Genomic DNA, 14,211 nt, shown 5'->3' on the forward strand with positions numbered 1-14,211 from the left:
TCATCAACTTAAACCATTAAACTGATTACTGGAGGTATTTTACTGAATGAATAAACAGGACCAACTAAAAATGATCAAAGAGGATTTTATTAATTGTCAAAAAGTACTATTGGCAATTGGTGATGAAACACGTCAATCGATCTTGTTAGTTCTAATGGGGACGGATTGTCAAACAGGATTACGTGTCGGTGAAATCACTGAACAAACACATCTTTCTCGACCTGCTGTGTCCCATCATCTTAAGGTTTTACGAGATGCCGGTGTTATTTTAATGCGTAAAGAAGGGACAAAAAACTTTTATTATATTAATGTACGTACAGAATTAGGTTTATTAAGAACACTTGTGTTGGATATTGATAAGTTCATGCAGAACTTTTATTGAAATGGTGAAATTCAAACAGACAGTATTAGGAGGTATAGGCTATGAAAGCAATGGTTATTGATAGATATGGGAAAGTTCCAATGAGTTTGGCAGAAATGCCCACACCTGAAATTGGTGAATATGAGGTACTCGCAGAAATTCATGCCGCTAGTATTAATCCTATTGATTTTAAGATTCGCGATGGGAAAGTGAAATTGTTGGTTAAATATAAAATGCCCCTTATCTTAGGGAATGACTTTTCTGGAGTCGTTGCAAAGGTTGGCGCAAAAGTGACTCGTTTTAAAGTTGGTGACGAAATATATGCACGTCCACGTAAGAGTAAAATCGGTACTTTTGCTGAATATATCGCTATTCATGAAGATGACATCGCCTTAAAGCCTAAAAATTTGAGCTTTGAAGAAGCTGCTTCGATCCCACTGGTTGGGTTAACCTCCTATCAAGCTCTAACAGACATTTTGCGATTACAAAAGGGACAAAAGATTTTGATTCAAGCTGGGGCAGGTGGTGTCGGTACCTTTGCTATTCAACTGGCCAAATTAATGGGGGCCATTGTTGCAACGACTGCCAGTGAAGCGGGTGCGAATTTAGTAAAATCTCTTGGTGCAGATGAAATTATAAATTACAAGACAGAAAAATTTGAAGAGATACTGAAAAACTATGATGCCGTATTTGATACTCTTGGGGGCGAGACACTCGAAAAATCATTCGAAGTGATAAAAAGCGGAGGAAAAATTGTTTCTGTTTCGGGATTACCAAATGCTCGTTTTGGCAAAGAATATGGTTCCGGATTTTTTAAAACGTTGTTGTTTTCAGCAGCAAGTCATAAACTTACTGCGCTTGAAAAAAAGCATAATGTTCAATATACGTTTTTGTTTATGAAGCCAAGTGGAGAGCAATTACGTATAATCGCAAACTTTATTGAGACTGGTAAAATAATACCTATTATTGATAGATCTTTTCCTTTTGAAAATGCACAAAAAGCGATGGAATATGCAGAGTCTGGTAGGGCTAAAGGGAAAATAATATTAAAAATCAAATAGTTATGAAACGAAGCAAAACAATGTGCTGAATAATGCTCCTTGAGAAAATCATTTAGTAGAAATAGAAAATACATTTTAATCTATCTTTTTTTAACATGGAGTTTTGTATTTAAGGTGATATAGAGGTTAGTTTTTCAATAAAAGGGCGCTTTTCTTTAATAAGAAGGAGTCTTTTTGTAATGATTATGTTTAAGTATAAAAGAGATTGTGAAGGTTTCCACTTAAATGATAGGGGGCGTTGATCCAAGAAGGATTAACGCTCTTTTTTGTGGAACTTATTGAGCTAACGGGCAGGATAGTTCAAGAAGAATTGACACAAAAGGTCGTCAATGAAGCGATCTTCTTTTGTCAAATTTTTAGAATAAGGGATGTTTAGTTGGAATATTATGTTAAAGTTAAAGAGACAGAGCAGTTTTTAGGGTATTGATGGTGAGAGTAATTGGGCAAATGATTATCTTCGTGAAAAGTCCTATGATTCATTAAAACTAAAACAGTTTAAATTATAATTCTTAAGGGGTGTTTATTAATAGTTATAACTAGAAATAAAAATGAGAGTTTAATTGGAAACGTTCTGTTCATTGTAGAGATAGAGATTTACGAACTCACTGGTCTAGCGGCCGAGGTAACCTCATGAGAGTAATGAAAAAGCTACCAATTTCACAATTGCTGAAGAAGCGTAGATTTTGGGGCTATGGTGCCGCTATAGCGGTAATGCCTTATCTGTTAATCAAAATCGCCTGGACTTTCGGTCTCTTCATGCCGACCGAACAAATGGGTGAACCAAGTTGGCGCACTGCAAACGCAGTAACAATGGTTCTAGCTGCAGTTGGTATCCTGTTAGCTTTGGCCTTTAGTATGACATGGGGTGAGCGACTGCCCGCCTGGGTGGTTGCCTTGCCCGTCTGGGTAGGTACTGGTTTACTTATACCTATGCTGTTGCTGGCACCTGTGCTTGGTCCTGCTGCTATGATACGCGATCAGCAGGCAGGAGCTGCCAACGTTTGGGTATATGAGCAGATTTTCGTAGTGGTCTCACTGGTTGGAGTCGGCATTTGCCTACCTTTCGCCTTAGTTGGATACGCTAAAGCGCGTTGGCCAGAGGCATTTGCTGATCCAATCGACATTGAATTACTCTCGGGCAACAGCCAGAAACTGCAAATCACCTTAGCTAGGCTTGTCTCGGCTGGCTGTATCCTGCTTGGATTGATTAAGCTATTCTGGGCGGTTGGTGGAACTATTGGTATCAACCCAGCTATGTTGGATAAACGCGATATATGGTGGCATCTATTGTCGTTGAGTACCGGTGTGTGGGCCTTCGCGGGGGCGTGGGGTTTATTGGTACTGACCACCCGCCGCAGGTCGAAAAGGTTCTTCCCTCCTATGGCAGCAGCATGGATCTCGTCGGGAATGCTGTTCTCTTATAACCTCTTTAACCGCTTGTCCGCCACTCGCCCCGATGCACAACCAACTATAGAGTACCCGTTTGCATATGTACTAGCCACCGAGTTAGGTAGCATATTGGGAGTGATGATGGGAATAATTATCCTGATGGTACTGCACGACCGGCAGAGAGCAATGCGGAGTTCTAGAATGAATTAATGTTCCTAATATTGAATTATATTTATAAAAAGAAAATAAATTAAATGAATTGGCCCCCAATTTGGTGGCCTTAATACCCTTGTTCAAGTTCAACTATCGGGTGCTTGAGTTTACAAGCGGAAGCTGCTATTGAGGCAGCTTTTCTTTTTGCACTAAAGAAGCAGGTTAGTTCAACAAGGGTTTTAATATTTGTACGGCGAATTTATAATAATGTTCAAAAAAATAGGTCATTTAGAGAGGGAATAAAATGCTATTTGAATATGAATTCAAAAACGGGTCGGATTAGAAGATGTTATTAGAATTGGTCGAAAGTGAGGTGATTTTTTAGTGAGATTACCAAAGATAAATGGTTTAGTATTAATGCCTTCAGCAAGCGATAATGAAATTTTGAAGGTCGAAAACCAAATGAATACAAAACTACCTAATTCATACAAAGATATAATAAAAACTTCAAATGGTTTGTCTACTGGGGAAGGCATATTAATTTATGGAACCCAAGATATCATTGAAAGAAATGAAAATTGGGAGACACAGATATATGCACCTGGTTATATTGCTATCGGTGACGATAGCGGCGGAGGAGTTTTTATTATGCCTCAAGGGGAAGAAGAAAAGAAGGTTTTAATAAGTGATTCTGGAGATATGACTCCTGAACATTTTGAGTTAGTTACTTCAGATTTTACTATATGGGTTAAAAGTGGGTTCTTAATTAATATAGATAAAATTAAAGAGGAGGGCAGCTGGTCTAACAATTGTAAAATAGTTTTAATAGAATCTCCTGATGGTGGATTGAAGGATTTATTGAAAATAAAAAGTGTTTTTGGACTAACTATTTCAGCAGCCGATTTACTAAAGGGGTCAAAGAATTTACCGTATATAATAGAAGAGGAATTTCCCTACGGAAAAGCAAAGAAATTAATTGAAAAATTGGAGGATATTAAAGTAGAACTCAGAGATACAAAACAATAATCCTTATTATACTAACAGGGGCAAGAGTTTTAGAGGGAGAACGCTGCTGCGGTCTTTTTTTGCTTGTTGTGCTAACGAAGCAGGTTAGCATTCCTGTAGATTGTTAAATATCAGGTTTGAAAAAAATAGAGCCCCTCAGTAAGATACGAGTATAGAGTCCAATCTAACTCAGAGTCTTAAGGAGGAAGCCCTACTATGAATTTTAAAATGCAAGACAAACAAAATCAACTAATAGAAAGAATTTCCGATACACATCTTATTGTTGGTGTAGATATCGCTCAACATCTACACGTTGCAAGAGCAGTGAACTTTCGCGGAATAGTTGTTGGAGATCCTTTTAAATTTGAAAATAATGAAGAGGGTTACGTTAAACTATTGAACTGGATTCAAGATTTAAAAAGACTAAAAAATTTAGATGCAGCAATAGTAGGTATGGAGCCTACAGGCCATTACTGGATTAACCTATCAAAATGGTTAAATAACCAAAACATTGAGGTAGTAACAGTCAACCCCCACTTAGTAAAAAGGAATAAAGAGAATCGTGATAATACGCAATCGAAGAGTGATAAAAAAGATGCACTAGTTATCGCAGATATGGTCAAAAACGGCTACTATTCCTTTATTCGTCCATCCTCAGAATCATTTGAGAAACTTAGAGTTCTAATGTCTAAACGTGATGTGATTGTAAAACGTCTGGTAATGTCCATAAATCAAATAAATCGATGGGTGGATGTTGTCTTTCCAGAGCTGAGACAGGTGTTTAACGATGTTTCGTGCAAAGGATCCATCGCAACCCTTCGGTTGTTTCCAACTCCAGATGAAATATCTTTAATGGATTCAATAGATGTCCAGAGGGGATGGAAGTCATTAATGAAAAGACAACCAGGACCTAAAAAAGCCCAACTACTGATCAATCTAGCAAAAACCTCAATTGGAACTGGACAAGCACTTGATGCTTATAAATTCCATCTTGAACAATTATTAGAAGAATATGACCTGGCTGAAAAACAACTCGAAAGAGTTGAACAACTAGTTAAAGAAGTTCTCGATAAAATACCATTTGCAAAAAAACTACTTACGATTAAAGGAATAAGTGAAATTTCATTAGCTGGGATACTAGGTGAGTCAGGCGATTTAAGTGGATTCTCCCACGGAAACTCTCTATTACGTCATGCAGGATTACATTTAGTTGAAGCAAGTTCTGGCAAGTGGAAAGATCAGATTGTTATTTCGAAGCGTGGAAGGTCGAGACTAAGACGTTTCCTCTACTTAGCAACCATGAGCCTTGTGATGAATAACCCTGAGTTTAAAGCCCTCCACTCCCATAATGTGAAGGTAAAGAAGCTAAAGAAAATGAGGTCAATCATGAAACTGATCGGAAAACTAGCAAGGATTTTTGTAGGGATAGCTCGACGAAACGAGTCTTATTGTCCTAATAAAGTCCAAGTATTAGCCCCTATAGCAGCCTAGAAAATAAGCATTAATTATAAATTGTATCGTTTTAAATAGTTAGCAATAATTTTGAATGTTGTCTTATTCGTAGGATTTCAAATATGTACGGAGTACCAGGTTTCTTCAACAAAAGGGCACTGTGACCCATCAGGTTAGCATAACTGGCCTCCACCCCTTGGATAGGCGTAACGAAGGAATGAGAGGGCAATTGACCCGTTGAGACATGGGAGGGAAAGCCTCCAGGGGCGGCGTGGAGATGTACATTATATGGGAAAATATGGAGTAGTAGCTAACTCCTCTATTTAACTATGCCTTCACGAAGCCATATGATCTGAATTTATTCCAACTACCCGTCATTCTATTTATAGAGGTTATGAAATCCTGCGAATAAGTGAGCATTCAAGAGATATTTGTATCAAACTGAGGGAGTTGAATACACACAATATATTTATACCGTGTAGCAATAAGATATTTAATTTTAGAAAGGGTTTATATTTAATTTAAAAGCAGTGAGATTTGTTACTTAAAATTAATAAGTATAGAAGTTTATTACCAGAAGAGACTAATGGTATTAACGGACGTAAAGGACGGGAAATCTATGCTAAACAAAATTGTCCTATTGATGATACTTATTGTCCCATGGTTTACATTATTTTTATTAAAGAAAGAAGAAATAAAACGTTATATGCCAGCAGCCATTTTTGCATCATTTTTAATGATCATTTATAACGTGATATCCAAAAATTTAATGCATTGGGAAATAAAGGAGACACTAATTCCTGTATTAAAGCCATTATTTGTTTCAGGTGTATTTGGTCTTTTTCCAGTCATTGTTATATGGATCTTCTATTTCACTTATAGAAAGTTTTGGAAATATCTTCTTGCAAACATCATTTTGGATTTCATGTTTGCTATTTTTCCTATTCATTATTGGTTACAAGATATATTAGGGATTTACAAACTGATTAATATCACTAAGTGGGAACGTTTTATTCTTTTTGTTGCCACGTCTGTTGTCATCTATGGTTTCTACAAATGGCAAGAAGAGATTATCAAACCCGAAATAACAGGAGCAAAATAAATTGGAAAACCGTATAGAAGCATTACTATGGAGCATTGCCCTCCCAGGTTTTAGTCAACTTTTAAATGGAAAATTAATAAAAGGAATATTATTTGTTTTTTTAGAAATATTGTTTAATGTTCAAGGGAATTTTAACACAATAATTCTTTTGAGTTTTCATGGGGATATTGAAAAAGCAATTTCACAGACTAATTATCAGTGGTTGATGTTTTACCCATGTATGTACTTCTTTGCTATGTGGTTTGGATATAAAGACGCAGGTGGTAGAAAAGATAGTTATAGTTTTCTACCATTTGTTTTTTCAGCTTATTCTGTTACGGTTGGTTGTATTTATTCAAGTAGTTTTCGTCTATTCGGATTTTTTATAGGCCCTGTATGGCTGCCAATATTATGTGTGTTGCCAGGCGTAATTGTTGGGATAATTCTAAGGAAAATACTATTGAAAAGAAAAAGAGAAACGACTGTCGGATAATACGGTAGACATTTGAAATGGTTAGTATTTCACTGCGGATGAAAATACGTTTTTGCTAAAATCTCATGAGGGAAGCAAGGGCAAACTGATAGGGCAACATGGCTTTCAGTTTGTTATGATGAATGATTTGGAAGATGAATTGTAACGCATGTAGAGGAGTTACAAAAATCAATCCGTTAATTTTGAAAAATGTAACTCAACTATCATGAATATAAACTTTAATGATAGCAGATTGTGAATAAATGCACTTAAACAAACGGGTGCTTTAGTAGAAGAGAAAATGAGTCAACCTTATGTCGGCTTTTTTATTTTCAAATTTATGTCGTAATGGCTGCAAAAAAGGCGCTCATGTAATGGGTGCTTTTTTAATTAAAAAAACGCAACAAGTGCGGTTCACGTTGGCTAGGTTATATGACTTTTACCTACGTTAATATTATGCAGGTAAGAATTTAATGATTGGGTAAGAGCGGAGTATGGTTTGAATATTAAACAAAAAAGATACCTCGAAAGGTATCTCAGTTGGAGGGAACAGGAAAACTATGTTTTCATAAATATGGTATGTATATGGTTTATAAGCGTCTGGACAATTTGGAGTTTTTATTAAAAATAACCGACGATAAAAGAGCTGCCCAAAAATGGACAGCTCTAGTGAAATAATACTAGCAACTTGCTTAGGAGTAGCAAGCTACTTAAGTATTATCGGACAACTATCTAAAATCGTCTAGGTTTTTTTAAATTTTTTTCAACTGAAGATCATACTTAAATGAAGAATCCATCCCAAGGCAGCAGGGATGGATAGCACACTAGGTTTTTTATTTTTTACTTAACTCGTAGAGGGTGAGCTAAGTGTTTTTAGTATGTTATTAATGGTATTTTTTATACACAAAAAGAGTCAATCATATTACTTTATACAGAATCACTCTGCATGAAAGTACGAATTGGCTCCTTATTAAGGATATACGAAAGTAAAGTTAATAACAAATTAACCGAGCAAGACTTTCTCCATTTATAGTTTGGCACTTCAAGAAAGGTGGCCGTCTTGCTCTTGATTGTAAGTCTATCCTTATGAGTTTGTAGTTATGTACTTTTTGAAGGTCTTATAGGCAAAGAAATAGCGCAAATGATAAAACCAGTGCTGCAACTGCTCCAACTTTTCCGTTTTGTTTTTAGATAAATTGTGAATTAAATGTAATGGAACTTATTCAAAAAACAAACGTCTATAGTTTAATGGGTACATCATCCTGATTTGGTATTTAATGTTGGAATTTACCGATTCTAGGTTTATAATTTCTTAGTACATTATTGAAAACAAGGAGGATGTTAGTGATTTCTTCAATAAAAGTAGGTAGTTATGAGAACCTACTAGGTAAGTCGATTTACTTTCGTATTATTTTATTCATTTGTTTACCAATTCATTTGTTTATTGATGGAAATATTGTTTATGAAAGAACATTTGTCTCGGGTTATATATTGTTAATGATTCTAACAGGATTCGCTTTCTGGAATACATCGCAACAATTTTTTATTAGCTTTCTTATAACCCTACCCCATTTTTATTTTAACCCTGTTGGGTTTCCGGAATGGCAAGGATTTGTAATCCAATGGGGTGCATATTTTTTAATATCATTTACTACAACATTACTAATTAAAAAAAATATAAGAGAAAGAAATAATGTTATACAATTAATTCGTGTACTGGCCAATACATTAGACTCAAAGGATCCCTATACAGCTAATCATTCAGAAAAAGTAGCGCGATATTCACTAATGATTGCAGAAGAGATGGGACTTTCAAAAAAGCAAAAAGAAGATATTTATATTGGTGGGCTTCTCCATGATATTGGGAAAATTGGAGTTCCAGAATCCATATTATTTAAACAATCTGGTTTAACAGATGAGGAATTTGAGAAAATAAAAATGCATCCTGTAATTGGATTCAAAATTCTAAAAGATATTCCTTTCTTTAGAGAAAATGGAATATTAGATATGATTTTATTCCATCATGAGAGAATCGATGGCAATGGATATCCAAAAGGGTTAAAAGGTAATGAAATTCCTTTGGTGGCAAGGATAATGGCGGTAGCAGATTCATATGACGCAATGACTTCAAACCGTATATACAGGGAAGGTCGAACAAGAGAATATGCGATAAGCGAGATTACAAAAAATATAGGTATACGATACGATTATGATGTTGTAAATGCTTTTTTGAAGACCCTCAATAAAGAATAAAAATTGTTGAGGACTTGTCCCTAAATGGATTTAATTGAAGAAAACAGCAGCCATAATAGGTGGCTTTTTTTGGTTCGTATCCCTAATATAAGAAAGTCAAGAATAATTTTAATTAATAATCAAATACTACCTCTATCAATTTATGGGAGGATTATCTATGCGCTCCGATAATTATTTTGCTATACATGTTTACTTTTCACTACTTGGCTTAATTGCTACTACTGTTTTTAGCTGCATAATAATTTCTCAGAACAACAAATTAAGCTATATGCAAGAGAACGTAAAAAAGCGCTCAGAATAATGAGTGCTTTTTTTGTATTGCCCTTCATTGTCTCACATAGGAATCTCGATAGCTATAAAGAACAGTTGGCAAAAAGGACATTTCTTCTTAAACTAATGTGCAGTATAGTTCAACAAAGGGACCGTCATTTTGACGGTCCTTTTTTAAGATAAAAGTGAAGAAAATCTCAAAATGTCTACTAAATTTCTATACGGAACGAAAAAGATGAAAATTTCAAAGTAAAATCCTATTCTTTTAATCATAAGCTTTCTCTTGCACTATGGTAGATTAAAATAAAAGATTTTTTGTAAATGCGAGAAAAAAACACTTTCAATTCGTTATATAAGGTGTAAAGGCTTTTACAAAAAATAAGGGGAATCGGTACATGAGGTCTAATGAATCAAATTTTATACATCGACTACAACGACAAAAAGAAGATGCTCTAGAATATATCGTTGATAAATATTTGCCATTAATAAAAGGGATTACTTATAAAGTGCTTAGTCCCCTAAATAACAATGGTGTCATGGAAGAATGTATCAACGATATTTTCCTTTCGATCTGGAGCAATTCGATGAAATTTAGCGGAGAACCAAACGATTTTAAAAAATGGGTTTGTGCCATTGCTAAATTTAAAGCTATTGATTATTACAGAAAAGCTAGTAAGCAAATAGAAATAACTTCAGATAAAATGCCTCTTAATGTTGAAAAGTCTGCAGAAGAAGAATTACTCTCCACGGAAGACAAAAATGAACTGATAAAGTTAATAAATCAGTTAGAACCTGTTGAAAGAGATATTTTTATCATGAAGTTCTTTTTAGGTTTAAAGTCAGAGGATATATCAATAAAACTAGGTTTAACTAAAGCTTCTATTGATAATCGAATTTACAGAGGAAAAAAGAAGCTCATTAAGCAAGTGACAAACCTCAAGTTAGGAGAGAATGGCGTATGAAGGATATTTATCAATTATTGAATGATATAAACTTAGATGAGAGTGAATTTGAGGAAATGGAAGTAAGTGCCCTAGAAAAAACTAAGGTTAAAAGAGCCTTAAAGAAATCGATCATAAAGAATAATCAAACGAAAGCTTGGAAAAAAAATATTGCTGCAGCGTCCATTTTAGTTGGACTAACCGTCACAAGCTTTGTAACTTTACCTGCATATGCTAGAAATAACCCAGTCATTGAAGATATTTTCCGATTTTTCGATTATGGGACAACTGGTTTTTCTGGTGCAGATAAGGAAGAAACTCACGATAGTAAAGATACACAGAAAAAAGATATTGGACTTTATTATGAGTATAAGCAATTCTCCAGTGAAATCAATATGACCAAGGAAAGTAACGGTATAAAGTTCACCGTTAATAATGCCGTATTTGATGGGAAAACAGTTACATTAACTTATACCATTGAAAGTGAACAAGAGTTAGGAAATGCAGGTATAACTTCTCCAGTTATCCAAGGGATGGCTGCTATGGGAGGAACGAGTAAAACTACCAAAATAGATACAAATAAATATATAGGCATTTTAACAGTTAGCAGTCTGGAAGATATAGAAATGGATGTTGCTAACGTAAAATGGAATATAGACAGTATTAATAACCCAGATAGTGATTCAGAGATAAAAGGAGATTGGAGATTTGCGTTTAGTCTAAATGCTGTTGATAGCAAAATGCAGTTGAGTGATAGTAGTTCGGAAAAAAATGGAGTTAAAGTCGATATAGAAAAAATATCTGTCACGCCAATGTCCTTTATCGTTGATTATAGTCAAGATGTTTCTCAACTGGTAACAAACACTTGGGACGGAGTAAATGTTGATTTAGAGATTAAGGATGATTTGGGGAATATCTATTCTGGCGAGGGTAATGGAGGAAAAGGCAGCGAGGGCACTTTTAATTTCAGTTGGAGTAAAACATTTGAAAAATTGGACCAGAGGGCAACCAAGTTGATAATTACACCTTATGTCACATTCAGAGATCACAATTCTGATACTTATACTTCAGTTGAAGAAACAAAGACTGGGGTAAGAGAAATTCCACTTCCGTACAAACCTGGCAAAGGGAAAGAAGAATTTACATTAGAAGACATTATAATTGATTTAGAAAAATAACATTGTAGTTGGGACTGCGATTCTTCGATATGAAGGGTCGCTTTTTCCTTTAATAAACAGATTTCATATAACTTTTATTAAGAAAAATGGCAAACATAAAGAATTGTATTTGATAACTTTGTTGAAGAAAAACCAGAATAGACGGTGATCTATGGTCATTTGACATTCATATTTGGGCATTTAACAAAATCGTTGAACTGTCTTCTACAGAAAGTAGTATGTGAAAGAATGTAGTTAAAGTAAGTGGCAGTTTAGTTTAATAAAGAAGAACAAATTGGGAAGATTAAGGGGTAAATATAAATATGGGGTGAATAATGATGGTTAAACAATACATAATCATTTTAGGATTTATATTATTTACTTTTACACCTTTTCAAACTGTTGAAGCAGCCAAAGTTTCAAAATACGAACCAGAATTATATATGACAACAGAGGACATTATTTCAGATATTGTATTTCCAACCATAGATAAGAAGGTTCTAAAAGAATATAATAATAATTCGACAGATTGGCAATGGACAAGAATTGTTGATATTGATTATAACGATAATCATTCTTATGATGTTGCCGTAAGGATTAGAGTAAATCCTAAAAATGACAAGGGAGATAACTATATAGACGACTTGGTTTAAATAAGGATTTCTCCATCTTGTGACAGTATTAAAATTAATAAAAAGAAATGCAACCATGATTTTAAGATAGAAGTATTAGAATATAACCATTTGTAGTTACTTGTAAATGTAACGGGTGCGAGAGTGGAAGAACAGAGCTGTCATTGTGGCAGCTTTTCTTTTTGTCCTAACGGTGCAGGTGTGCGGCCGAGCCTAGGTCGTATCATATAGCGGGTGGGATTCCCGTCGAGTAAGAACTAGCCATTCGCTCGTAGCGAGTCTTGGAGGGCTAAAGGTAACTTTAGTCTTTAAGCGTAGACAGTTAGGTGGAGGGCCGAAAGCCAAATGGTTGAAGGGATTGAGCCCCATAATGTTAGTAATTCGAGAGGGCTGAGGCTTTACCTGCAGCAGAAAGCAATATTTCATTCTTCGTATATGGCAAGAAGAATGAAACCTCTCTGGGGTCAGAGACCTTGGCACGTTACACATTGATATGATACGGCAACTCGGGAGACCCTATCGGTCTTTTCTTGTTGGAAGAGTATGGTGTACAAGCGATAAAAAGTAAGGAAGCCAAATGCCGATTTAGGGAGTCGGATAGCAGCGTAGTACCAATGAAGTTGGGTAATGCCGATGGAGGAAAGGCTAGTTACCAGTTATCACCGTTACTAGGGGCACATTTACTACACACAGAGGTAGGAATGATAAATGGAAACAAGACTAGTAAGGATAGCAGAAATAGCAAATCAGATCCAAGAAGATAAGCTATATTTTGTGAATGGTAACTTGGAGGAGCCGTGTGCGTTAATTGCGCAAGCACGGTTCTGGGAGGGGGGAGAACACAATCTACCGTAAGGTAGAGAGGTTCTCTTCTACTCGACTAGTACAAAAGGAATTATGATTAAAGAGTAATATTTAAGATGACAGAGTGGGGGGGGGGATTTGATGATAAAAAAGGTTACTCCACGATGAAGTAACCCTTATTGTATCAAGAATATTTATTGCCCTTTTTTTTATTCCAGAACTCTGGTGGGGTTGCCGAGGTGTTAGGGCTACCGTCATGTTCTATCGGTTCATGTATATCTCCTGGGTTTGTACCACCATGACCTGTTGCTCCTCCACTTGTATGTTCTCCAGTGCCTGGACCATCTCCACCCTCAGTGGGCATATCTGCTCGTTTTAATAAACCCGATTTGTTTTCCATAAAAATCACCTCCAATATTAGCTTTTCAAAATACTGTAAAAAAATTCGCCTAAATAGGGAGATTGTGAAACATCTCACTTAAACTATAGGGTGCAATAGTTCAAGAACAGGGATTGCTGCGGCGATCCTTTTTTTGTTATTGAGCTAAACCAGCTAATAGTTTGTCAATATTTTTCAATAAAAACTTAAAATATCTCATGCTATACTAAAAATGTGCATGCCAAATAACCTTCCTTTAGTCTGTTTTTGGAAGGTTTTGTACTATTTAGTTTAATTTAGGTTCTAAGCTATATCTTGGAAATTCGTTTTGCTTTTTAAAAGGGCAAATATCCAGTGTAAGAGCTTATTTACACATGCTATTACAGCTACTTTAAAGGGTTTTCCTTCGCCACGTTTCTTGTCGTAAAACTCTCGCATTTTCTTGTTGCGAGGGATGATTTCATCCGTTGTTTTCTTTTTACGGCAATCACGAATCGCACAACGAACAGCCATATAAAGGGCGTGACGAAGTCTACTTGACCCTCATTTTGTAATTCGGTTTTTTGTGGCTGTAAACTTACCAGATTCGAATACACTAGGATCAACTCCAGCGAAAGCTACCAGCTTTTTAGGATCAGTAAATCGATCTATCTCTCCAATTTCTGAAATAATCGTTGCAGCGATTTTTTCTCCGATACCAGGGATAGATTTGATAATATTATATTCTTCAATTTCTTTAGTGAGGGCATCTATCTCCGACTCCAACTTTGATAGGTGCTCTTTGTATTGAAGAATCATTTT

General features: G+C 35.5%; 13 protein-coding genes and 1 pseudogene. 12 read left to right on the forward strand and 2 right to left on the reverse strand.

Annotated features, from left to right (window positions below; translation table 11 throughout):
- The first annotated feature begins 46 nt into the window (after positions 1-46).
- From BANA01_RS24895 to BANA01_RS30060, 12 genes are all read left to right on the forward strand, one after another.
- Positions 47-382 carry an ArsR/SmtB family transcription factor gene (locus tag BANA01_RS24895; RefSeq protein WP_063255123.1) on the forward strand — a complete coding sequence of 112 codons (336 nt, stop codon included), beginning with the start codon at positions 47-49 and terminating at the stop codon, positions 380-382.
- Between the two features lie 41 nt (positions 383-423).
- Entirely contained in the window at positions 424-1,422 is a 999-nt protein-coding gene (locus BANA01_RS24900) for an NADP-dependent oxidoreductase (protein ID WP_063255125.1), read from the forward strand.
- A 630-nt stretch (positions 1,423-2,052) separates the two neighbouring features.
- Positions 2,053-3,021: a hypothetical protein gene (locus BANA01_RS24905; RefSeq protein WP_063255126.1), complete on the forward strand. Its 969-nt coding sequence runs from the start codon at positions 2,053-2,055 to the stop codon at positions 3,019-3,021.
- 360 nt (positions 3,022-3,381) lie between these two features.
- A complete protein-coding gene (locus BANA01_RS24910; RefSeq protein WP_063255137.1) occupies positions 3,382-3,990 on the forward strand; it encodes an SMI1/KNR4 family protein in 609 nt (202 codons plus the stop codon).
- Between the two features lie 195 nt (positions 3,991-4,185).
- Complete coding sequence (locus BANA01_RS24915) at positions 4,186-5,460, forward strand: IS110 family RNA-guided transposase (protein WP_063255128.1); 1,275 nt, start codon at positions 4,186-4,188, stop codon at positions 5,458-5,460.
- A 547-nt stretch (positions 5,461-6,007) separates the two neighbouring features.
- Entirely contained in the window at positions 6,008-6,523 is a 516-nt protein-coding gene (locus BANA01_RS24920) for a hypothetical protein (RefSeq protein WP_235847230.1), read from the forward strand.
- Between the two features lies 1 nt (position 6,524).
- Complete coding sequence (locus tag BANA01_RS24925) at positions 6,525-6,995, forward strand: hypothetical protein (RefSeq protein WP_063255129.1); 471 nt, start codon at positions 6,525-6,527, stop codon at positions 6,993-6,995.
- A gap of 1,323 nt (positions 6,996-8,318) precedes the next feature.
- A complete protein-coding gene (locus BANA01_RS24930; protein ID WP_063255130.1) occupies positions 8,319-9,227 on the forward strand; it encodes an HD-GYP domain-containing protein in 909 nt (302 codons plus the stop codon).
- A gap of 665 nt (positions 9,228-9,892) precedes the next feature.
- The gene (locus BANA01_RS24935) at positions 9,893-10,459 is read left to right on the forward strand and encodes a sigma-70 family RNA polymerase sigma factor (RefSeq protein WP_063255133.1); all 567 of its coding nucleotides are present in this window, start codon (positions 9,893-9,895) and stop codon (positions 10,457-10,459) included.
- Entirely contained in the window at positions 10,456-11,616 is a 1,161-nt protein-coding gene (locus BANA01_RS24940; RefSeq protein ID WP_063255134.1) for a DUF4179 domain-containing protein, read from the forward strand. The genes BANA01_RS24935 and BANA01_RS24940 overlap by 4 nt, the downstream gene beginning before the upstream one ends.
- Positions 11,617-11,930: 314 nt before the next feature.
- Entirely contained in the window at positions 11,931-12,248 is a 318-nt protein-coding gene (locus BANA01_RS24945) for a hypothetical protein (protein ID WP_235847231.1), read from the forward strand.
- 509 nt (positions 12,249-12,757) lie between these two features.
- Positions 12,758-12,991, forward strand: a complete 234-nt coding sequence (locus BANA01_RS30060) for a hypothetical protein (protein WP_169803745.1) — start codon at positions 12,758-12,760, stop codon at positions 12,989-12,991.
- Positions 12,992-13,215: 224 nt separating this feature from the next.
- Here the strand turns inward: BANA01_RS30060 and BANA01_RS24950 are convergent, their stop codons facing one another.
- Positions 13,216-13,431: a hypothetical protein gene (locus tag BANA01_RS24950; protein ID WP_034674547.1), complete on the reverse strand. Its 216-nt coding sequence runs from the start codon at positions 13,429-13,431 to the stop codon at positions 13,216-13,218.
- Between the two features lie 282 nt (positions 13,432-13,713).
- Positions 13,714-14,211 (reverse strand): annotated as a pseudogene (locus BANA01_RS24955) (IS110 family transposase); the annotation flags it as partial.

It is taken from the genome of Neobacillus niacini NBRC 15566 (assembly GCF_001591505.1).
Taxonomy (GTDB): Bacteria; Bacillota; Bacilli; order Bacillales; family Cytobacillaceae; genus Neobacillus; species Neobacillus niacini.